This is a genomic window from Streptosporangium sp. NBC_01639 (assembly GCF_045209755.1).
GTDB lineage: Bacteria > Actinomycetota > Actinomycetes > Streptosporangiales > Streptosporangiaceae > Streptosporangium.
Map to the genome: position 1 here is coordinate 7,611,693 of NZ_CP109272.1, position 22,826 is coordinate 7,634,518.

The 22,826-nt window shown below is 67.1% G+C and carries 14 protein-coding genes; 4 read left to right on the top strand and 10 right to left on the bottom strand.

What is annotated here, in order from left to right:
- Positions 1-28 precede the first annotated feature (28 nt).
- The gene (locus tag OHA77_RS34640; protein WP_406313509.1) at positions 29-994 is read right to left on the bottom strand and encodes an NAD-dependent epimerase/dehydratase family protein; all 966 of its coding nucleotides are present in this window, start codon (positions 992-994) and stop codon (positions 29-31) included.
- Positions 991-2,184, bottom strand: a complete 1,194-nt coding sequence (locus OHA77_RS34645; RefSeq protein WP_406313510.1) for a glycosyltransferase — start codon at positions 2,182-2,184, stop codon at positions 991-993. Before OHA77_RS34645 ends, OHA77_RS34640 begins: the two co-directional genes overlap by 4 nt.
- 493 nt (positions 2,185-2,677) lie before the next feature.
- Here OHA77_RS34645 and OHA77_RS34650 point away from each other — a divergent pair, with 493 nt between their 5' ends.
- The 3 genes from OHA77_RS34650 (at position 2,678) to OHA77_RS34660 (ending at position 5,683) form a co-directional block, all read left to right on the top strand.
- The gene (locus OHA77_RS34650) at positions 2,678-3,292 is read left to right on the top strand and encodes a class I SAM-dependent methyltransferase (protein ID WP_406313511.1); all 615 of its coding nucleotides are present in this window, start codon (positions 2,678-2,680) and stop codon (positions 3,290-3,292) included.
- A 226-nt stretch (positions 3,293-3,518) separates the two neighbouring features.
- Positions 3,519-4,637, top strand: a complete 1,119-nt coding sequence (locus tag OHA77_RS34655; protein WP_406313512.1) for a glycosyltransferase family 4 protein — start codon at positions 3,519-3,521, stop codon at positions 4,635-4,637.
- 98 nt (positions 4,638-4,735) lie between these two features.
- Positions 4,736-5,683 carry an NAD-dependent epimerase/dehydratase family protein gene (locus OHA77_RS34660; RefSeq protein ID WP_406313513.1) on the top strand — a complete coding sequence of 316 codons (948 nt, stop codon included), beginning with the start codon at positions 4,736-4,738 and terminating at the stop codon, positions 5,681-5,683.
- On the opposite strand, the gene OHA77_RS34665 is transcribed toward OHA77_RS34660, so the two are convergent.
- From OHA77_RS34665 to OHA77_RS34685, 5 genes are all read right to left on the bottom strand, one after another.
- A complete protein-coding gene (locus OHA77_RS34665; protein WP_406313514.1) occupies positions 5,673-6,929 on the bottom strand; it encodes an O-antigen ligase family protein in 1,257 nt (418 codons plus the stop codon). The genes OHA77_RS34660 and OHA77_RS34665 overlap by 11 nt on opposite strands.
- Positions 6,929-8,248, bottom strand: coding sequence for a lipopolysaccharide biosynthesis protein (locus OHA77_RS34670; RefSeq protein WP_406313515.1), 1,320 nt, complete (start codon positions 8,246-8,248; stop codon positions 6,929-6,931). The genes OHA77_RS34665 and OHA77_RS34670 overlap by 1 nt, the downstream gene beginning before the upstream one ends.
- A gap of 2 nt (positions 8,249-8,250) precedes the next feature.
- Entirely contained in the window at positions 8,251-9,381 is a 1,131-nt protein-coding gene (locus tag OHA77_RS34675) for a glycosyltransferase (RefSeq protein ID WP_406313516.1), read from the bottom strand.
- Positions 9,382-9,547: 166 nt separating this feature from the next.
- A complete protein-coding gene (locus OHA77_RS34680) occupies positions 9,548-10,669 on the bottom strand; it encodes a glycosyltransferase family 4 protein (protein ID WP_406313517.1) in 1,122 nt (373 codons plus the stop codon).
- Positions 10,666-11,814 carry a glycosyltransferase family 4 protein gene (locus OHA77_RS34685; RefSeq protein WP_406313518.1) on the bottom strand — a complete coding sequence of 383 codons (1,149 nt, stop codon included), beginning with the start codon at positions 11,812-11,814 and terminating at the stop codon, positions 10,666-10,668. The genes OHA77_RS34680 and OHA77_RS34685 overlap by 4 nt, the downstream gene beginning before the upstream one ends.
- Positions 11,815-12,395: 581 nt before the next feature.
- Here OHA77_RS34685 and OHA77_RS34690 point away from each other — a divergent pair.
- Complete coding sequence (locus OHA77_RS34690; protein ID WP_406313519.1) at positions 12,396-13,925, top strand: hypothetical protein; 1,530 nt, start codon at positions 12,396-12,398, stop codon at positions 13,923-13,925.
- Between the two features lie 73 nt (positions 13,926-13,998).
- Here OHA77_RS34690 and OHA77_RS34695 read toward each other — a convergent pair whose 3' ends face one another.
- From OHA77_RS34695 to OHA77_RS34705, 3 genes are all read right to left on the bottom strand, one after another.
- Entirely contained in the window at positions 13,999-16,263 is a 2,265-nt protein-coding gene (locus OHA77_RS34695) for a hypothetical protein (protein ID WP_406313520.1), read from the bottom strand.
- A gap of 402 nt (positions 16,264-16,665) precedes the next feature.
- Entirely contained in the window at positions 16,666-18,564 is a 1,899-nt protein-coding gene (gene asnB, locus OHA77_RS34700) for an asparagine synthase (glutamine-hydrolyzing) (protein WP_406313521.1), read from the bottom strand.
- A gap of 108 nt (positions 18,565-18,672) precedes the next feature.
- Positions 18,673-22,524 (bottom strand): DUF4082 domain-containing protein, encoded by a 3,852-nt coding sequence (locus OHA77_RS34705; RefSeq protein WP_406313522.1) that lies wholly within the window; start codon positions 22,522-22,524, stop codon positions 18,673-18,675.
- Positions 22,525-22,826: the final 302 nt, after the last annotated feature.

The window sequence follows — 22,826 nt, forward strand, 5'->3', positions numbered from 1 at the left end:
AGGTCTCTGTAGTGGAGGGAAAGACGGGTCAGATATGGGCATCGAGTCGCCTGCCGGTGCCGGTGGCCACTGAACTCTCGAACCAGGCCACCGTCATGCGGAGCCCGTCTTCCAGGGACACCGGGCACACACCGGGGAACAGGTGGCGCAGCAGGCGTGGGGAGGCCTGCGACTCCTGGATCTCACCGATCCGGGGCGGCAGGAAGGCCGACTCGACCGGCCTGCCGAGGACCGTTCCGAGGGTGTCCTTCAGCCGCCGCAGGGTGGTCCGTGTCCCGAACGCGAGGTTCACCGGCGTCGCGCTGGTCACCCGGCGGAGGGCGGCGTCGACGAGGACCTCGGTCAACGAGCCCACGTAGGTGAAGTCCCGCGCCTGGTTCCCGTCACCGTAGATCGGCACCGGTCGACTCCGCAGCGCCATGGACACGAATGTCGGGATGACAGCCGCGTAGGCGTGGCCTGCGGCCTGCATGGGGCCGTAGACGTTGAAGAAGCGGAAGGGCAGCACCGGCAGACCGAAGCTTTCCGCATACGCCAGGCCGTATGCCTCGGTCGCGAGTTTGCTCGCACCGTACGGGCTCAGCGGCCGGGTAGGGAGGTCCTCGTGCTTCTGCGGCTCCCGGCAGTTGCCGTACACCGAGGACGACGAGGCGAGCACCACGTGCGGCCTGGTCGCGCGGCAGGCCTCCAGGACGTGCAGGGTGCCGGTGGCGTTGACAGTGTGGGAGGCCAGCGGATCCGTCAGGGACCGGGGAACCGACGGCCGCGCGGCGAGATGGACGACGGTGGAGGCGCCGGTGACGAGGTCGGGCAGAAGTTCCGTGTCCAGGATGCTGCCCCTCACGAAGTCCACCTCGATCCCGTCGAGGTTGGCGAGATCTCCGCTGCTCAGATCGTCCAGCACCGTGACGTTCTCGACCTCGGGGCGGGCCAGGAGCGCGCGGCACAGATTGGCGCCGATGAACCCCGCGCCGCCGGTCACCAGAACTCTCACTTGTTCATCCCCCTTGTGGTCCGTTCCGCGGCCTGGCGACCGCGGCGCTCCCCGCCCAGCGATCGATAAAGGGCTTCGGTGTCCGTGGTCAGGCGTTCCACGTTGAACGAGGCCGTGGTCCACCGGCGGGCCGCTTCGCCCATCTGGCGGGCGAGATCGGGGGCGGACAGCATTCTCACGATGTGTGCTGCCAGTTCGTCGGCGTCGGTTCCGGCCAGCAGGCCGGTCCGCCCGTCCTGGACGATCTCCGCCACGCTTCCGACACGGGTGGAGACGGCCGGGGTTCCGGCCATCCCGGCCTCGACGAGTGTCAGGGGTGTGCCCTCGTTGTCGGAGGTCAGCAGGACCACGTCGGCGGCCGAGTACACCGACTCCACGTCCTTCCGCCAGCCGAGCAGGTGAAAGGAGTGCCGGATCGGCTCGATGTCGCGTTCGACCTGCCCGCGCAGCTCGCCCCCGCCGCAGACGACGAAGTGGCAGTCGGGCACCTGCCGGAGTACGGCACGGGCCGTGGCGACGAACCGGTCGGGCCGCTTCACCCGGGTGAGTCGGCCCACGTATGCCACGACGGGCGCATCAAGGGGCAGGCCCAGCGCGGTGCGGGCGGCCCCGCGGTCGGGGATCGGGCCGAGCCGTACGCCGGGGGCGATCACGACGTACTGCTCCGGCCGGCCGATCCGGGCATCGAGCAGTTCGTCGCGGACCCGGGAGCCGACGGTCACCAGGCGGTCGGTCATCGAGGCGAGGATCCGTTCCGACTGCACGTAGAGCGCACGCTTCGGCCCGGTGAAGTAGCCGTTGAGGAGATGCCCGTGGAAGACATGGATCCGGGCCGCGCCGGCATGAGAGAGGCGTGCCGCCATGCGTCCGAGAGCGCCGGCCTTCGCCGTCCTGGTGTGGATGATGTGCGGCCGGAAGTCACGCATCGCGGCCATCAGGCGGATGAGGGCCAGACAGTCGCCGGAAGGGGTGACCGACCGGCCGAGACCCGGGACCGGATGGACCCGTACCGCCGAACCTTTCAGACCGAGATGGTCGCACTCGCCGACGTCGATGTGGCCTGTGTAGAGGCGATGATCGAACTCCTCCGGATTCAGCCGTTCGGACAGCCCCATCACCTGAGTGGCGGGGCCGCCCACATTCATCCGAGCGATGATCTCCATGACGCGGATCCGACCGTCTGGCTTCATGCGGGCTCCTTGACGCCGGGCCAGGTTCACGTCGGAGAAGCTAGCTCGGGATTCGCCTTGCTTCAGCGGTGCCGTCACGGTGGTGGCGAAATATTTCCATATTCCGTACCCACTCATGATCGAGTCAGCTCATTTCGTGCACTTGGTAAGCCGTGGGGCGTCTCAGAGTCCCAGCGTGTCGTTCTTGATGAATCGTCACCGTTGGTGAATCGCGGCATCTGTGAATTTCCACCAGAACGACACGCTGGTCTGCAAAGCGGCGGATGGACCAGATCGGGAATTCCATATAAATATATGGTGAGGTGCCCTGATTTTTCCGAATCTGGGCCCATATGGGGTTGCGTGACATCGCATTCTTCAAGCGACCGCCAGAGGTCTTTCCGCCGAGGCGTGACACGCCCTCCGAGTCGTCATCGGATGAAGCGCTCCATCAGGGCTCGCCGCTACACTTGGTGACAAGTTAGTCACAAGATGCGAGAAGGTGTGGTCAGATATGAAGCTCGCGATTCTCGACGGCGGGTCGTCTCTGCAGAAGGCCCAGGGGGTGGTGCGGACGTACCCGTCCATCTGGCAGGGCAGCGTGGTGGACGTCGGATGCCGTTCCCGCGAACTGGAGACTGCGCTCATGGGTCATCGCGTGCACTATCAGGGGGTGGATGTCGACCCTTCCGCCGAGATCATCGCAGATCTCGGCGAAAAGCTTCCGTTCGATGACAAGACCATTAATGTCGTGGCCGCACTCGATGTGCTCGAACACACCGATGACATCCACCATGCGTTCTCAGAGCTGTGCCGGGTGGCCAAGGACCACATCGTCATCACCTTGCCGAACTGCTACGAGGTGAACACCCGGTTGCGATTCCTGTGCGGAAAGCCGCTCTCGGACAAGTATGGTCTGCCCTCGGCGAAACCTCAGGATCGGCATCGCTGGCTCTTTTCATTGCATGAATCGCGGAAATTCATTCATGATTGCGCCGTTGAGCAGAGCTGGAGAGTCGCCGACGAGCGCATCATCGTCGGCCCCAGGAGCCGCCACATCGCCTATGCGGTGCGGCGCTGGCCCAACCTGCTCTGCAAGACGTACCTCACTCTGCTGGCACCGCGCTGATGGAAGCCGCCGGCCATCCCGATGGCCAACCCCCGTGGTCGGCTCGATCTCCGGCGAACGGGGGTTCGCCCTGCAGCCGGGGCCCCGACCTGTGATCACCGTTCCGGCGGCTGGTCACATTGTCCGCGACACGCCGCGAACGCGTAGAGCAAGAATTGATCGCTCTGTGTGATGATTTTTTGTAGTGATCAAGTGGTGCAGGTGATGGGATCGGAGCGGTTCGGGCATGAGGATCGTACGCGTGAGCTACCGCGTGCCACCCGAACCGGGCGGCAAGGAGCGGCATGTCGAATGTCTCACCCGGGAACAGCTGAGACGAGGTCACGAGGTGACGCTCGCGTTCCGGGGCGGGAGCACCGTGCCGAACGGCGCGATGGTGCTGCCCCTCCGGCCGACCGGGTTGTCGTGCCTCCTGGCGGTGAAGTCCGATGTTCTGGCTTTCGCGGCCGAAGTCGCGGGGGCACTGAGGAACGCGGGTCCCGTCGATCTCGTCCACCTTCACGGGGATCATGTCGAAGCATCCGTTATCGGACCTTTCTGTAGAAAGCTTGGCATTCCACTCGTTTTGACGGTGCACGCAGCGCTCGCGAGGCGACATCGGCGACTGGCCAGAATGGCCCTCGGCCATGTCGGAGCGTTCATCGCCATCGGCTCACGAACGGCTGACGATCTGATGGACCGCGGCGCCGACCGGCGCCGGATCCTGGTCGCCTCCAGCGGAATCGATCTCGGAGCCATATCCGGGTCACCGCCGCCCGCTCGTGAACCTGGGCTGATCGTGAGTGTCGGATCCCTGGAGCCCATGAAGAACCATGCTCTCCTCATCGAGGCGGTTCAGGCGCTTCGGCCTGCCAACCCGGGGCTCCGGCTCCTCGTCGTCGGCGACGGACCCGAACTCGGCCGACTGCGTCGGCTGGCGGGGGCGGGGACGGAGACGGGGATCGAGTTCGCCGGGCAGCTTCTCCGAGACGAGGTCTACCGGAAGGTGCGCCGCGCGGAAGTCTTCGTGCTTGCCTCACGCCGCCTCGACGGCAAGGGGGAGGGAGTGCCGACGGCCGCCCTCGAAGCGCTCGCGCTCGGCACCCCCGTGGTGGTGTCATCCGACGCCCTGCTCGATCCAGTCGTGTCGAACCGTGCGGCGTACCGGACCTTCGAATCCGGGTCCGTCGACGACCTGGTGCGCGTCCTTCGCACCGTGCTGGGGGATGAGGACCTTCGCCGTCGGATGAGCACACTGGGAGCCCAAGCGGCCACAGCACTGGACTGGCCGGTGGTCGCCGGCCGGTTCGAGGAGTGGTACCGCGTGGCTCTGAACGCGGGTCACCTGAGCGGTGCCCTGAGATAAGCGTTGTGAGATTTTCTGCGCAACCGCCACCGGAAAAGCTCATACGGCGCTGCGCAGTAATTGTCCACTCTCAAGAAACGGGGAATTCAGTGAGTGGCATGCAACAAGTAGAGCGGGCAGTCGTGACGGGGGTGGCCGGCTTCATCGGGTCACACCTGGCCGAGGCGTTGTTGCTCCAGGGAGCGAATGTGGTCGGGATAGACCGGCGCTCTCCGGCGAGCGACCCGGTGGCAGCCGAAAACCTCGAGAGCCTCCTAGGCCGGCGTGGCTTTCACCTGGTCGAGGGGGAGCTGGGGGAGCTGGATCTGAGGTCGTTGACGGAAGGTGCTTCGGCTGTCTTCCACCTCGCGGGTGTTCCCGGTGTCCGGCCCTCGTGGGGGGAGCGCTTCGCGGAATATCTGGCGTCGAACGTCATGGTGACCCAGCGCCTGCTTGAGGCGTGCGTTTCCACGGACGTGCCCAGGATGGTCCTCGCCTCGTCGTCGAGCGTGTACGGGAACAGCGTCGGCCGCCCCTCACGCGAAGAAGACCTTCCTTTCCCGCTCTCGCCGTACGGGGTCACGAAGCTGGCCGCGGAGCGGCTCTCGCTCGCCTACGCGGTCAGGCGGGACACCCCGTTGAGTGTGGTGGCCCTGAGATACTTCACCGTCTACGGTCCTCGGCAGCGACCGGACATGGCCATCGGCCGAATACTCCGGGCCGTGCTCACCGGTCACCCGCTCCGCCTGTACGGCGATGGCGTCCAGCGCCGGGACTTCACCTATGTCGGCGATGCGGTCGCGGCCACGATGGCCGCCTGCGTGGCTCCCGCTCAGGCCGAGGCGGTCAATGTCGGCGGTGGCCGCAGCGTCTCCATGCTGGACGTGCTGGCGTGTGCCGCCCAGGTGACCGGTCAGGAGGTCCCGATTCTCCGTGACGTGACACAGCTGGGCGACGTGGACACCACGGAGGCCGACCTGACCAGGGCGCGGAACCTGCTCGGCTACGAGCCGTCGACATCACTGGCCGAAGGCATGGGCCAGCAGTGGAAATGGATCACCTCGTAGCGTTCCGATGACCGGAGCCGGCCAGGCCGGACGTGGTGTCAGGCTGCTCTGCCTCCGCTGTCCTCGCCGGCCGGTCCGGTTCCCTCCTGACGGAGGTCAGGGCGAAGAAGAGCAGCGCGATGACCGAGCCTCCGTAGAGCGGGACCTCGGTGAGCGACATCGCCAGGATCGCGGTGACGAAGAAGTACGCGCTCGGGTTCCGGGCCGTCTCGGACGACAGCAGACATACGTAGAGCGCGAACAGGGCGACACCGACCAGGCCCGTGGCAACGCCCAGGTGGACCCAGAGGTTGTAGACGATCCCGTTGGCGAAGTCCATCGGGCTGACATCGCGGAAGGCCCAGCCGTGCCCGGTGATGGGTTTTTCGGAGAGTTTCCGCAGCCCCTCCGAGATCGACTGCAGCCTCAGATCGAGGGATTCGCCGTTGAGCTTGAAGAGTGCGGTGACCTGCGCCGCGGCGAGCAGGGCGGGCGGAGCCATAAGGAGCGGCAGGCCGACGGGGAGGTGCCAGCGCCGGGGCAGCAGCATCGCTACGGCCACGACGCAGAGCGCGAACCACACCGACCGGGTCTGGGTCGCGGCGATGCCGGCGAGGAGCAGTCCGCAGACGGCGATCCGCCCGTTCCGGGGCAGAGACAGCAGCGGGACGACGAGCAGGGCGGCGATGAGCAGTGCCCCCAGCTGGGCCGGATCCGCCAGGACGACTCCGTGCAGGCGGGTGAGCATGTCGGGCAGATGCACGATCGTCTCGAAGAGGGCCAGCCCGAGCACGGTCCAGAGCAGGCCGGTCCCGGCCGTCGGGCTGTGGGTCAGCGCCACCCCCACGACGGCGTAGAGCATGATGTGGACCAGTGGCCACATCATGCCGGACTGGGGTGCCGTCGTCAGCACCGCCCAGCCGAAGAACACGATGAGCACGAGGTGGGACGGTGACAGCCGGACGTCGAGGATCCGGGAGCTGAAGATCAGGCGCACCACGTAGAAGACGGCGACCAGATCGCTGAAGCCGAGCTCGCCGAGGCCGGGCAGTTCCAGCCGCATGGTGACGAGCAGCAGCGCGGGGAGCAGGGGGAGAGGGAGGACGAACAGGGCCAGCGCCCATAGCGCCTCCGCCAGGAAGGGGCTGCCGGTGAGTTCCCGGGCGAGCGCTCCGGCGAGTCCCGCCACCACGGCGAAGAGGAAGCGCACGGGCGCGAACAGCTCTGTCGTGAGACGCGTGGGTGTCGTGCGAGCGATCTCGATCATCACCGACCACCGACCTTCGTCAATCTCTGTAGCCAAGTGATCCAGAAGCCCGTCCCGAGAACGGCCAGGGCCAGCGCTCCCCAGCCGAAGGTGAGCGAGGTCCGCACCGCGTCCGGAGCCACCCGGTCGGCGATGAGGAGCAGGCCGAGAAGGAGGACGCCCTCGGCCGAGAGGTAGGCGATTCTCCAGACGGGCCTGCCCATGGCCAGAGGCAGCACCTTGGACCAGGAGGCGCCTCCCTTCACGCAGGCGACACCCAGGAGGAGCCCGGCCGTCTGGCCGGCCTGGACGTACGGGGCGCCGTACACCAGGCCGAGCGCGTCACCGGCCACGGGGAGCACGACGGCGAGCGCCATCGCCCCGGCCGCGGTGAGCATCAGCGTCGCGCGCATCACGTCCCGCCTGATGAGCGCCGGCTCCCCGGCTGCGGCGGCCTGGGCCAGCCGGGGGTACAGCATCGAGGTGATCGGACTGATCAGGGAGGTGTAGAAGCGGCCGGGAGCTGATGCGATCTTGAGGATGGTCACCAGGGTGGGGCCTCCGAGGAAGCCCGCCAGCGTGAGGACGCCCGATTCGGAGGCCGCCGCGACCGAGGTTCCCGCGGACGCTTTCAGCGTGAAGGCGATGAGGCCGGCCGGGAGCCGGACTCGTGTCACGGCCGGTCCGATGTGGGCGGATATTGTGCGCAGCGACAGCATGCCGAGGACGACGGCCGTCACGATGGCGGCCGCGCACTGGCCGGCCAGATAGGCCGGTGGGCCGCCGGCGAGCAGACCGCCCAGCGACAGCCCGAACGACAGGACGGCGCACCGCAGCCGTACGCGCCCGAGATCACGTAGGCGGCCGGCCAGGGCGAAGGCCGCCCCGGCCGCCCCGGTCGACGCCGCGGCCCCGCCGGAGACGAGTGAGAGCGCGAGCATCAGCGTGAGGTCACCGGTGGCGAGGCCCAGCAGCCACGCTGCCAGCACCATCAGGAGACCGACGCCGCTCGCCAGCACACCGATCGCCACGTCCCACCACAGCAGGCAGACGAACAGCGCGGAACCCTGTCCGCTCCGCTGCTGTTCGATGGGGACGTACCGCTGTGCGGCGTCCTCGATCCGGGGATCCAGCAGCAGGAACCAGACGCTCGACAGCGCCTGAACGAAGATCAGCTGCCCGGACCGGTCGGTTCCCGCCAGCCGTACCAGGACGACCAGACTGAGCATGGACAGGACCGCCTCGCCCTGGCTGGCGGCGGTGAGTGAGGTGAACGTCCGCAGATGCGATGAGCCGGGCGGGCGCATGCGATGGATCGCACGTTCGAGGAGAGTGGCCATGATCAGGAGCAGACCTCGTCGTACAGCCTGTCGAACCACTCCGCGGTCTGGCTGATGTCGACGAGGTCGGCGCTGTCCCTCGCTCCCTGCCGGAGGAGCCCGTGGACTTCGGGACGCATCGCCCGCAGGATGGCTTCAGCGAAGGCCTCGGAGTCCCCCGGCGCGGTGAGAAGACCGTTCCAGCCGGTGGTGACCAGATCGGACACCCCGCCGACGTCGGTGGACACGACCGGCACGCCCGCGGCGAAAGCCTCCATGATGACGACCGGCAACCCCTCGTGAGAGGAACCGAGCACGAGGAGATCGGAAGCGGCGATCAGACGCGCGGCGTTCGGCACCTGCCCGAGGAAACGCAGGCCGTCCAGTCCGAGGTCGGCGACGCGCTTGGCCACCTGCTCGTGCAGCGGGCCGGACCCGGCCAGGAGGAACATGGCGCGCGGGTTCCTGGCGATCACCCTGGTCGCGGCCTCGATGAGCATGCGGTGGTTCTTGGCCGGGCGGAAGTTGGCGACGTGCGTGATGAGAAAGGCGTGCTCGGGGACGTTCCACTCCTGCCTGATACGCTCCGACTCCATCGCCCAGTCGCGCTGTCTCTCGACGCCGACACCGTGGATCCGGGTGCACAGGGCACGCGCGCCCCAGCTCGTGACGGCGCGGGCGACCTGGGGAGAGACGGCGACGGTACGCGTGTCCAGCCACCCCGTCGCCCGGTCGAGCAGCATCGTCGGTGTGCGGTAACACACGTTGTGCACAGTCGAGATCAGGACGGGACGGGGGTTCCAGAAACGTGATGTCATCCGTAGCAGAGCCGCGGGAAGGGGGGAGTGCATGTTGAGCACATCGGGTGCCAGCCGCCTGACCGCCGGAACGAGACGGGACGGGTGAGAACCGCTCCCGAGGACGACCACGTTCACGCCGGCCGACCGTAGCCGCTCCACGAGAATCCGAGTGGACGCCCGCTGGCACACGACGGTGTAGCGCTTGCCCGTCGGCAACGCGGCGAGCAGCCGCTCGACGAGCAGGACCTCGGCGCCGCCCACGTCCAGCGTCTTGATCACTTCGCAGATGTGCGGGTGCTTCATGAGACGGCCCCGGCGGGGTGGGGCGTTCCAGCGCTCATCGAGGTCCCACACCGTTCCCCCACCTGGACGGCCGCCGCCGGCCGGCCGATGAAGTCGTTGACCATCCGGTGCCTCCGAAGAAGCTGTTCCTGGGTGCGGCGCTCGACAGGGCGCTCCTTCCCGCCAGGATCGGGCGGCGGCCGGTATCCGACACGGAGGATTCTCATGTCGCTCTCTCCTATGTCCGTTCTCCGGCGGAGACGCTCTGAATGAAATCGGCGAAACGGTTGATCATGAGATCGAAATCGTGGTGCTCGCTGACGTATCGGCGCGCGTCACGACCCATCTGACGGGCGCGTTCCGGGTCCGTCAGCAACGTGCTGATCGCCTCCGCCCAGTCGTGGACCGACGCCGCCGCCAGAAGCCGGCCGACATGCGGGCGGACGATCTCCCGGTGGGCGGAGATGTCGGAGCAGAGCACCGGCAGGCCGCAGGCCATCGCCTCCAGCACCGCCCGTGGCTGTCCCTCCGACCAGGCGGGATGGGCGACGGCATGCGCCTGCTGGAGCACCGACACGACCTCCGTCTGGGGTACGGGCCCACGGAGTTCGACGTGCTGCTCGATGTGGAGATCGAATATCAGATCGCGCAGTTCGGAGCGGGTCGGGCCCTCGCCGAGAATGACCAGCCGCGCGCCGGGGACGGCCTCCAGGACGGCCGGCCATGCCCGCAGCACGGTCACGTGGTTCTTCCGCCGCACCAGGCTGCCGATCATGACCAGGTGGATCGGTTTCGGATAGGAGTCCGGAGCGGGGAAGAACAGCTTCGTGTCCACCCGGCTCGGCACGTACGCGACCGGGCGCCGGGTGAACCGTTCCGCCCGCTCTCTGAGGCCGTCGCTCACCACGCGTACGCCGGAGGCGCGGCGGACGGCCGCCCGCGAGACCAGGGCGAGCGCCATGCGTTTGAGCGTCCCGCCGTACTCGTGGCCCGGGTCCAGGATGTCTCCCTGTACCTGCATGATGTGCGGGGTGAACCGTCGCGTGTGCGACAGTTCCGCCGCGACGGCGGCGAGTGGGTCGCTGGACATCAGGACGTCACTCCGGGCGGTCGGGCCGTGGTCGATCGTCCGGCGTGCCGCCTGGAGAAACCCCAGTCGCGAGTCGCCTCTGACGCGATAGAGGCGTACGGGATCAAGATCGACGAAACCCGGTTCGGCGTCTCCGGCGGGAACGATCACGTTGTACGGGGCGTCCAGGCGCTCGGCGAGTGCCCGTGCGGGGCGAAGGTTGACGTCGTTCACCTGGATGTCGCGATCCCAGGGGCTGGATCCGACCAGGGTGACGGAGACCGGTTTCACAGGATGTCCTCCAGCATCTGGGCGACTCTCTGGGGGGAGAACTCGTGCCGGGCCCGGTCTCGCAGCCGGCCTCCGAGAGCCGTACGCTCGGCCAGCGGCAGGCGCGCGACCTCGGCCACCTTCTCCGCCAGGCCCGTGAGGTCTCCGACGTCGCAGATGAACGGGTAGTCCGGGCCCACCACATCCGCCGAGCCGCCGGCCCCGGTCGTCACGATGGGGAGTGCCGAACTCATCGCCTCCAGGAGCACGCGGGGGAAACCCTCCTCGTAACTCGGCATCAGGAAGCAGTCGGCGGCGCCGTACAGCGGCGGAAGATCCCGGTTGGGAACCGCTCCCAGGATCTGCAGTCCCGGCCGGCCGGTGCTCTGGTGGGTGAGCAGGGAACGATCGGGACCGTCCCCCACCACGACCAGTCGCACCGGGCGCCGCAGGTCGGCGCCGACGTGGTCGAGCAGCGGGGCGAGCAGTCGCGTCCCTCTCCGGAAGGAGAGCCGGTGGACGAAGAGAACGACGAACTCGTCATCGCCCCAGCCATGGAGACGACGGACTTCCGCCCGCTCCTCCGAAGGGAGCGGGACGAAGCGGTTGCTGTCAATGTCGTTGTACAGCAGGCGCATCTTCTTGCCGGGCACGTGCCACCGTGCACGCATGACCGGGACCATGGTCTCCGGCCCCGTGACGAACGTGTGAACGCACCGGGAGAGCAACTGGTTGAGCCCGTCGTTCAGCCGTTGCCGCACCGTCCTCCTGCGCCCGTGTTCGATCAGATCGGCTGTGCCGCTGCGCCACAGGAATATGCGGTGCCCGAAAAACGGATAGGTCACGATGAGCATGATGAGGAAGAAGCGTGAGTACCGCAGGAAATACGTGCGGTAGCCGGCCCGCGCGCACGAGCGGACCGCGCGAATGGAGCCGAAAAGGCGGCTGAGCCGGTTACGGCCCACCGCCGAGACGATCATATGCACACCGGGCAGCCTTTCGGGTGGCGTTCCCCGCTCGACCAGCGCGATCAGGTCGACCCGTTTCCCGAGAGCCTCGAGGAAAGCGGGGATGTGCGCGAAGTGCTCGGATTCTTCTGAGGACAGGTGCGGAACGACATAAACGACTTTTGCGCGGGAGGGGGTGGGCCCGGTCTCCGTTTTCACCCGCGTCATCTTCCCGAGTGGGAAGCGGGAAATACCGGCGGCGCTCCGTGCCTGCAGAATATTTTAAAGTCATGACTCCATCATTAATGTCGGTCTTCTACGATCTTGGACTTGCATGGCCGATATATCCGGTCAGGTGAGGCCGACGGCACTTCACGGCGCCACGTCGGGGCCACGTCGTTCGCGGCCTGGCCGGCGTGGGCTTTGCCTGCCAATTGCCGGCAAAGCCGGAGTCAGGATTGATTGTTCCCTGTTGAATGCGGTGGGTTTCCTCGCGCTCGGCCACTAATGTCTGCCGGACCGGCAGGTGACCGAGAAGACCGTGCCGCCGACGGCATGCTCCTTTGGAGAGCCGCGGCATCTCGAATGGGGATGCCGCGCCGCGCGGCCGGAGAGCACCGATCCCACGCGTGGCCGACGGAAGAACCAGCGGATCCGCAGGCCGGGATCGGAACCCCGTCGACCGAGAGAGCGAGTGCAGGATGTGGAGCACCGTCAGGCTCAGGACCTCCGTTCCGGGAACGGATCGCGACACGCCCGCTCCGCTGTACGTGTTACGAGTCGTACTTCCGCTCTATGCCGTGGCCCAGTTCGTTCACATACTCTGGACCGCCCGCTATTTCGGGGTCAGGGGCGACGAGCAGATCACTCTCGAATGGTCGCTGCTGCCCGTCGGGGGAGTTCTGGAGGCGACCGGGCAGGACATACACCCGCCGCTTTTCTACCTTGTGCTGCACTTCGTGCTGTTGTCGCCATTGGACGTGATCGTCGCTGGGAAGCTACTCGCCCTCGCCATGACGGTCGGTCTGCTCTGTCTCACTCCCGTCGTCGCGCGGGAACTCGGCTTCGGCAGACGCACGCAGGAGGCCGGGCTTCTCCTCACCGCCGTCTCGCCGCTGTTGTGGCAGTACGGGATCATCATCCGCCCCTACACCATGGCTGCCCTGCTCTTCGTCGCTTGCGTGATCGCGGCCATGCGGACGATCAGAACCCGTTCCCGAGGCGCCCGGGTCGCGCTGGTGACGAGCCTCGTCCTTCTCGTCTACGTGAACTACCTGGCCGCTCTCTGCGCCTTCCTGGCCGTCAACCTCCTCTACCTGGGATGGCGGGACAGGTCCACCACCTCGCCCAAGGCCTGGGTCCTGACGCAGGCGGCCGGTGTTCTCCCGCTCCTTCCGATCATCGGGCTGCTCCTGGACCAGACCGCGCACGCGGCCCGGATCCAGACGTCGGCGGGCGTCGCGAGCAGCGGTGTCACGGGCGTGGCCGCCCGCCTCGCGTACTGGTGCTACGGCATGATGACGGGGGAGACGCTTCTGCAACCATTCCTGCTGATCCCGCTGCTCGGGGCCTTCGGCGCCGTCATGATCTCCGGGATCGGCGCACGCGCGCGCCTGCGCGCCGACGTGCGGCGGGCTCTGTACGCGAGCGTGGCGATCGCCCTGGGCATCCTGGTGACCTATGTGGTGGTCGCGAGCCTTGTCTTCCGCGGTGAACTCTTCACCGCGGGCCCGGCCAGGACGTTGATGGCCGTTCCCTTCGTCAGTCTCGTGCTGGCTCATGTGCTGCGGGAGAAGATCCGCTCGGCGCCGAGGACAGGGGTGGCGGTGGCAGTGGTGATCTCGCTCTGCTGGCTGTCGGCCGAAGCCAACGAGGTCCTCGGCCGTGACTACTTCAGAACCACCGATGCCGTACCGCGGGCCGAGATCGCCAGGGCCGTGCGTGAGCACGCGGGTCCGGGAAGCCACGTCTTCGTGGACGCGCCTTTCGGCACCGACATCGCCTCCATGCTGGAGCGGGAGGGGGTCTCCGCGAGCGTCATCTGGGACCGGTCCCGGGACGCGTACCGCGGGCACCTGGACTCCGTCCTCCGCGGAGAGGACACCGGCGGGGTCCTGGTCCGCTACGACAGGGATCTCACGGACGGTGCCTCCACCTGGTTCCTGGACCGGCTCCGTAGTGCCCGTCCCGGTCTCACCGAATCGGGTTCGTACGGTCCGACACCCGCGCTCGTCCGGTGGCTCAACGCTCGTGCCGGCAGAAGCGACCCGGCTTACCAGGTGACCGTGCACACGTGGCCGGGCGCGGCGTCACCGGCGCCGTCCCGGTGACGGCCTCACGCGGCCGTCCCGGGATCCGACACCTCACCGATCGTGATCCGGGGCGGCCGCGCGGTGGGCCGTCTCAGCCCGGCTGATCCGCCCCGGAGGCGTCCGGCACCTGGTAAACGGCGTAGTCGCCGGAGCGGAACCGGAGTTCCGCGAAGGCCCCGATCTTCGAGTCCGGGGCGGTATGGCGTTCGTCGGCGAAGAGCCAGCGGACTCCGTAGCGGTCCCGTAGCCGCTGGACCGAATCCGCGGACGGCGCGCTGAAGACCGCCTCGTTCAGGCGGAATCGCTCATCGTCCCAGAACGGAAGATTCTGCACCTGCGGGCCCAGGGGTTGCCAGCGCGAGAAATTCCTCGCCGTGTACGTCCACCCCTCGACCAGCACATGCCGTTCGGCCAGTGCCGCGACCCAGAAGTGGCGGCTGTCGCAGGGATTCTCGTAGTCCCAGAGACAGTGCGCGTTCGTGGCGACCAGCTCGTCCGGTCGTGAATGGGCGCGTAGCCATCGTCCGGCCGCCAGGATGCCGTCGGGGACCACCCGGGCGGCTGCCGGCTGGGTGGTCCCCACCGGGGCGGGGGAGGCGATCGAGGCGACCCGGATGTACCAGGCGGCGGGCATACCGGTGGCCACGAGCATGCAGAGCGTGAGTGCCCACGCCCGGAGTCGCGGTCCCCTGACAATCAGGACCAGGGCCGCGAGCAGGACGACGGCCACGAGGACGAGGTAGGGGACATAGAGGACGGTGTCCGTCCTGTCGCCGGTGAACGGAGTCTCAACACGGCAGAGGGCATGGATCAGGTAGGCGGTCCCCACCCCGGCGCCGGCCGCGTACGTCATCGCCCGGGGAGAGACGTGCGCCCGCCGGGTGACGACGGTGAACCCGTAGATCGACACGATCATCAGATAGGGGTAGCACGCCTCGAAGAAGTAGAGCTGGCTCAGATGCGGATGACCGAGCAGGAGCACCACGCCGAGAGCGGCGGCGCCCATGCCGAGCATGAGGGCCACCGTGGGACGCAGCAGCAGCCGCGGCCGGCTCAGCAGACCGAGGATTCCGCACCAGGTGACAACCCAGCAGAGGAGATACAGCAGCGTGACGCCGAGCACCGCGGTCCATGGAGCGGCTGCGGCTTCTCGTGCGGTCAGTTCCGCCCAGGTTTTGCGGACGAGATCGAAAGGGTCGATCATCATCCCCTGCCGGGCGCCGCCGAACAGCACGAACTGCGCGTAGAGAAGGCACGCGGCGGTGATCGCGAGTATGGCCAGCACGGGCCATGGAGGGCGGCGCCGTCTGACGCCCTCCACGACGGCCACCACCGTCAGACCCGCGGTGAGCATGGGAAGGAGGGTGGCTTTGGCCCCGATGGTCGTCACCAGGAAGAGCACCAGGAGGAACCAGTGCGAGGCCGTTCGGCCCGCCGGGGGAATCACCGGACCGGGCGTCCACCGCGCCGGTCCTCCGGCTCTTGAGGAGAGGAGGTTGGCGATGTCCTGCCGCCGGGGTTCGAGGAGGTCGGTGAGGAGCAGGATGACCGGGGCGAACAGCAGAGCGCCGAAGGTCACGGTGGGGCTCGTCCACGACTGGACGCCCCGCCATGCGAACAGGCCCACGTTCAGGCCGACGTAGAGCTTCGGCGCGGCCATGAAGACTATGCCCGCCACGGCCGCGATCGCCCCGATCCACGAGCCGATGACACGCCGTCCGATCATTCCGAGAAGAATGAAGAGCGCGGCCATCATCGGCAGCATCGCCAGCCGGAACAGCAGCATCAGCGGCTCGATCCCGGTGATCCAGCTCGCCGCCGCGAAATGGGCGTAGACGAACCAGTGGTAGGAGAGAGGCTCGCCGGCGACCATCGGCACCGTGGGTGGCACGTGATGCTTCAATTCGCCGATCAGCGCCAGGTGAAACGGCATGTCGATATACGATGCCGCGAGGCCGGGCCAGGTGGGGGAATGGGTCCGGAAGAAATTGACGGCTCCCCAGACGGTCAGATAGGCCACGATCAGGGCCATAGACCACGACCACCACATCGGTGTTCTCGGCCGGGAGCCACCGCCCCAGTGCCTGCGCAGCCGGGGAACGGCGAGGAAGAGCACATAGGTGCCGATCGGCCAGGCCACGACCAGTAGCGGTGCTCCGGCGGCGCGGCCCGCGATATAGGTGAGCGCTTCTATGGCGTAACCCAGTGCCAGTCCGAGGGCCATCTCCTCCGGCAGGGTACGGGTGCCGCGATACAGGGCGCGGATCAGCAGCAGTCCCGGCAGCGCGAGGCCCAGCACGACATAGGCGCCGAAACGGATCATCTCGGAGGCAGAAACGCCGTAGAAACTCAGCACGGCAATGATGAAAGCGGTCGTCAACGTCGCCGGAAGCCACGTTGAGAAGAGCCGTAACCTCCGGTGCCGAGCAGATTCCTGTTCTTCGATCGGAAATTCCCGCGCTTTAAGGTCACCGGTCGGTCCGGGCTGTGCAAGCGCATAATTTTGAAGATTCGGAGTTTTTGCCATATGACGATTCTGGCGGCGCCAATACCCCTGGGGCGTTCGGACGCTCGTGCTCGATGGTGTTCTTGCCACTCCTTTATGAGTCAGTGATCTTCGTCGTTTCTGACAATGTGCTCGGCCCGCCGGCCGGTGGCGGCGATTGGAGTGACATGTCCGCATGGGTGCCGGCGCGAGCGCCTTGGAGAGGGAAACGGGACAGAGGTGTCACGTCACGCGCACCGGCGGCGGTCGTTTTCACGTCAGGGGCACGGGGCAGCCGACCTCCGCCGCGACGACTCCGCTCACGGACGCGTGAGCCCGGTGCCAGAGCTCGAACTGCAGCAGCGCCCACAGTTGACCACCGTGATCGGCGCCATCCATGTGCCGCTGGAGCAGATGGCGGATCACCGGCGGCTTGAACAGCCCCCGGCTGCGAGCGGTGCCGTCCGTGAGCACGTCGAAGGCCAACTCCCGCAGCTCACCACGGAGCCAGGCCGCCAGCGGAACGCCGAAACCCTGCTTGGGGTAGCGCAGCAGCTCTTTCGGCAGCCAGGGTGCGACCGCCCGTTTCAGCAGTAGTTTGGTCTGGCCGTTGCTGATGTTCAACTCGCCGGGAAGGCCTGCCGCCCACTCCATCAGGTGATGGTCAAGGAACGGGGAGCGAGCTTCCAGTGAGTTGGCCATCGTGGTGGTGTCCACCTTCACCAGCAGGTCGCCGGGGAGGTAGGTGAGGGTGTCGACATCCAGCGCCCGGCCGAGATCGGTGTCGGCCGACGAACTTCTGAAGATCGTTTCGAGCAGCCCGTAGCTGTCCACCTCCGCGAGCCGGTGGCGGAGCGCGTCACTGTAGATCCTGGACTTCTGCTCGTGCGTGAAGGAGGCCATCAGGCTGGGATAGCGCCGTGACGGGCGCTCCGCGGCGAATCGCATCAGCCGGCCAAGATGCCGGGGCCAGGATCCGGTTCCGCTTCGCTCGGTGAGAACAGTGCCGATCCGAGCGGACAGGGCCGCGAGGGTCCTGGGGATGGCCGGCAGCCTCCGGGCCCGATTCATCAGGACGTAGCGCCGGTAGCCGGCGAAACACTCGTCCCCGCCGTCTCCGTTGAGCGCGACGGTGACATGCCGCCGGCTCAGCTGTGCCACGTAGAAGCTGGGAATCGCCGAGGAGTCGGCGAACGGCTCGTCGAAGTGCCACGCGAGATGCGGAAGGACGTCGAGTAGGCCGGCCGTCACCACCAGTTCGTGGTGATCGGTGCCGTACCGCTCGGCGACCATCCGCGCCTTGTGTCGCTCGTCGTACCGGCTGTCCTCGAAGCCGACGCAGAACGTCTTCACCTGTCCGTGGCTCTGCATGGCCATGGCCGCCACGACCGCGGAGGAATCCACTCCACCTGACAGGAACGCCCCGATGGGCCTCTCACTCACCATGCGGATCCGGGTCGCCTCCAGGAGCAGCTCGCGCAGCCGCTCCTCCTCGTCCCGTCCGTCCGTCACCGGTCGCGGAGTGCGGTCCAGTGCCCAGTAGCGGCGTACGGTGATCTCTCCCCGCTCCCAGATGAGCAGGTGCCCGGGAGGGAGCTTGTGCACGCCCTGATAGATCGACCACGGTGCGGGAACGTACTGGTAGGTCAGGTAGTGATGCAGAGCGACCGGATCGATCTCACGGCTCATCCGGGGGTCCTGCTCAAGGGATTTCAGCTCCGACCCGAACCAGATCGAGGACTGGTCGGCCCGCCAGTAGAGCGGTTTCTTCCCCACCCTGTCCCGGGCCAGGACCAGGCGTTCCCGGTCGCGGTCCCAGATGGCGAAGGCGAACATCCCGCGGAGCCGCCGGACCAGGTCGGCGCCGTGTTCCTGGTAAAGGTGGACGAGACACTCGGAGTCCCCGGCCGAACTCAACCGGTGTCCTCGCCGGATCAGGTCCTGCCGCAGTTCGGCGAAGTTGTAGATCTCGCCGTTGAAGACGGCCACGACCCGGGCGTTCTCGCTGTAGACCGGCTGGTCGCCGGTGGCGAGATCGATGATCGCCAGCCGGCGCATGCCGAGCACCGCGTGCTCGTCGCTGTGGAAGCCGTCCCCGTCGGGGCCCCGGTGCACCATCACATCGCACATGCGGTGGATGAGCTGAGGGTCGGGAAGAAGCGTCGACGCCATTCCGGCTATCCCGCACATCTGGCCTCCAGAAGTCGTTGGTGGGGATCGATGTGACCTTCGGTCATGAAGGTCACATCGAGGTTCTTATGGACATGGGCCGGCCTCGGCCTAGAGGAAGTCGAGCAACACGTCGACCCAGTAGTTGGTGGCCTGGTAAGTGCTGACGGGGAAGGTGCTCACGGCGCCGTAGGCGTACACGCCGTTGCCGCCTTCCGTGCCGTCGGCGAGCGCGGTGAGCGGGGCGCTGGTGTACGGAGCCGTGAAGTACGGTCTGGTTGTCGAGTAGAAGCCCGAGGTCGTGTGGTAGGAGGCGACGTAGGTGGTGCCGGCGGTGATCGGGACGGGCGTGGAGAAGACCATCTCCTGCCAGCCGGAGGTGCTCTCCTTGGTGAAGGTCCCCGTCGCGAGGAGCTGGCCGCCGCTCGTCCACAGGCTCCCGGTATGGGTTCCGGTGTTCTGCGGCCCCTTGTAGAACCGGATTCCCCTGATGGTGCCGGCCGCGGTCGATCTGAATTTCACGCCCAGGGTGACCGCGTTGGGATCGTTGTGCGATGCGACAGCCGGGAGCGCCGAGTTGTCCCACAGGCTGTTCGACGGAGTGAACACCACGTCGACCCAGTAGTTGGTGGACTGATAGGTGCTGGTGGGGAAGGTGCTCGCGGCGCCGTAGGTGTATACGCCGTTGCCGCCTTGCTCGCCGTCGGCGAGCGCGGTGAGCGGGTCGTTCGTGTACGCGGAGGTGAAATACGGTCTCGACGTGGAGTAATGCCCCGATGTCGTGTGGTAGGAGGCGACGTAGGTGGTGCCGGCGGTGATCGGGACAGGCGTGGAGAAGTCCACTCGCTGCCAGCCGGAGGTGCTCTCGTTGGTGAAGGTCGCCGTCGCGAGGAGCTGGCCGCTGCTCGTCCACAGGCTCCCGGTGTGGGTTCCGGTGTTCTGCGACCCCTTGTAGAACCGGATGCCGTTGATGGCGCCGGTCGTGGCCGAGCTGAACTTCACGCCTACCGTGATGGCCTGGGCGTCGGGGCTGGAGGGGACGTCCGGGAGGTCCGTGTTGTCCCACAGGCTGTTCGACGGTTCGAACACGACGTCGACCCAGTAGTTGGTGGCCTGGTAGGTGCTGGTGGGGAAGGTGCTCGTGGGGCTGTAGGTGTATACGCCGTTGCCGCCTTCCGTGCCGTTGGCGAGTGCGGTGAGCGGGCTGCTGGTGTGCGGAGTCGTGAAGTACGGTCTGTTCACCGAGTAGAAGCCCGATGTCGTGTGGTAGGAGGCGACATAGGTGGTGCCGGCGTCGATCGGGACGGGTGCGGAGAAGTTCACCTGCTGCCAACCGCTGTCCGTCTCGTTGATGAATGTCGCCCCTGCCAGGAGTTGTCCGGTGGAGGTCCAGAGATTGCCGACGTGCGTCCCCGTGTTGAGCGCTCCCTTGTAGAACCTGACCCCTGTGATGAAGCCCGGACTCGTGGACCGGAATTTCACCCCGCCTTCGACCGCGTTGGGATCGTCGCGCGAGGCGACGGCGGGCACGGTGGTCGCCGGCCACATGGTGCAGGGGCACGAGGTGACGGTGACGGTGACGGCCGTCGGCGGATCCTGGATGTTGCCGATGTCGTCGACCGCTCGGACCTGGATCGTCGCGGTTCCGGCCGCGGTGGGCGTCCAGCGATACTGCCAGTCGGTGCGCCCCGCCGCCGGGTGCCAGGAGGTGCCGCCGTCGACCGAGACCTCGATAGCCGCGACGACGCCACCGCCGGTGTCGGTCGCCGTTCCCTTGATCGTGACAGCCACTTTCGCGGACAGGGACGCGCTGTCCAGTGGGTTGGTGACCGTTGACGTCGGGGCGGCGGTGTCCGTCGACGCGGTCGCCGGAACCAGGTTCGGCTGGAGGCTGGCCGGCTGCGCGTGCATGTCGGCGAAGAGATTGACCGTCGCCTGCTGCATCCGGACATCCGTCGGCGACCCCGGCCGATCATGAAAGGCGTCGAGCCCCCATGCCCACTGCGTGGTTCCCGCACCGAAGACGAGGGCGCCGCTCGCGGCCTTGTAAAGCGTCAGATTATGCGTCGCGATTCTGGGTCCGTACGTGCTGCCGAAGTCGAGCAGGAAGGCCGGAACGCTCTGGACCGTCCTGGAGAGCTTCACCAGTCCGCCCGGCGCGGAACCGTTGTCAGGTGCCTGATCCCATTCGTAGCCGAGTGTCCCGGCGGGGAACACCGCTGTCTGACCGGGTGGAAGGGTGGCGATGGAGGTGTTGCGCCACAGCCGCAGGTCGCCGAACTCGGCGGGAACGCTGAGCGAGTTGTTGGCGACGCCGTTGACCCTGAACCACGTCCCGGTCAGGGCGTTCTCGGGCCTGCCGCCGTTCGACGGCGGGGAGAAACGCGGGTCACGCCACGAACCGGTCCACTGCGGACTCGGATCGATCTTGGCGTTGGCCAGCGTCTCCTTGTAGCAGACAAGCGTCCGCAGCGGAGTGACCGACCCGTCGATGCTGCTCTCCCACCTGGTCTTCCAGAAGACCTCGTTCCCGGAGAAGAAGGCGAGGTTGACGCCGCCGCTCAGCGCGTTCTGGACATTCGTCCGCATCTCCTCCGACCAGTACTCGTCGTGACCGGAGGAGATGAACAGCCGGTGTTCCAGCAGTTCCGCCGGTCGCGCCGTGGTGTCGATGTTCGTGGTGTAGCTCACGTCGTATCCGTTGGCCTCCATCCATCTGACCATCGGATATTCGGAGTCGAAGAACCAGCTCTCCACCGAGCCGTTGCAACAGGTGCTGCCACGGGTGGTGAACGGGCGGTTGTAGCTCACCTTGAAACCGCGTCCCTGCTGGCCGTTGCCGCGATACAGGCTGGCCCCGCCGTAGGTGTTGTAGGCCTGCCAGGTGGCGTCGGAGGTCTGCACGAGGAGATCCGATCCGCCCTCGTCGTCGCGGACCACGAATATCATCTGGCTGGCGCCGCTCGTTCCGTCCTGCCGGATCAGGTTCGCGAGGTACACACCGGAGACGGCGTCGGCCGGTACCGCCCAGGAGGCGGAAACCGCCCAGGTTCCGCAGTCCACCAGTTGGGTCACCGGGTCGCTCAGGCAGTCCGGCTGCGTCTGGGGCAGCGGGACGGACGGGCTGATCGTCGTCATCTTCCGCGCGCCCATCCCGCCGTAGTATCCCGTGCGGTAGATGTCCACCCGGTAATCGGTCGAGTCGGTGTCCACCTTGAACTGGATGGTCTCGCCCTTGTTGACGCTCATACTGGTTCCGTAGCCCTGGATGTTGCTGCTGCCCGCCCCCGGTATGTCCCATTCACTGGGAGGGTTGCCGGGCAGGCTGTTCTCCAGGCAGATGACGGAGGTGGGTGGGCAGTCGGCGCGGAGGGCACGGATCCGGGCGGCTCCGGTCGTCCTCTTCGCCCCTCTGCCGACGCCCGCCGTCGTGTGCTCTGCGTCCTTCCCTGGGTCCGTCGCGTCGACGGAGGAGGGAGCGGGTTGAACCGGGCCCCGCTCCGGGTCCGCTGACAGCGTCGGATCCGCCTCCACGAGGTGGGTGCCTTCCGGGCTTGACGCGCTGGACGGCCGGGGCGAGCCGGGCAGGCTCGGCGGGATGGCGACGCCTCCGGTGGATGGGGCGTCCGGCGGGGTGGAGGCGTCTTCGGAGACGTGAGCGTCCGGCGGGGCGGAAGTGTCTTTGGAGACGTGAGCGCCCGGCGAGGCGGGACGACCGGAGCCGGAGGCGCCTTCCGGGAGGAGGACGACCTCCGGAGGAGCGGCGTCCTTCGGGCCGGGAAGGTTTTCCGGTTGGCCCGGGGTTGCCGTCCGGCTCTCACCGGAGGCCTTCGTGTCCATCGGACCGCCCGGATCGACGCGCGGGACGGATGCCAGCCCCCAGGCGGCCTGTGACGCGCTGATTAAAAGCATGATGCAGACGCCGAAGGCGAACACCACGATCGGAAGCCTCTGCCGTTGCATCGCACTCGTCCTTTTCTCGCCCTATGGTGTGCGCGACCTCTGTTCGCAACTCGTTGGCAGGTTCCACCGAACGGGCGAACACCAGGAGCAGGGGAAAAGCGACAAGATCTGATTTCAAGCCAGTATCACCCAGAGGGACGGCGATACCCTGGTAGGACGGATTCCGGGGCCGTTCTTGCATCAGAAGATCATTCTTGGTGGAAGCCTGCTCGCTTCGCGGGATTCCGGGAAGGTGAACGATCACCGATGCTCGTGATCGCCGCCGGCCGCCGGGCGTCGTAAGGCTTGCGTAACGGTTCGTT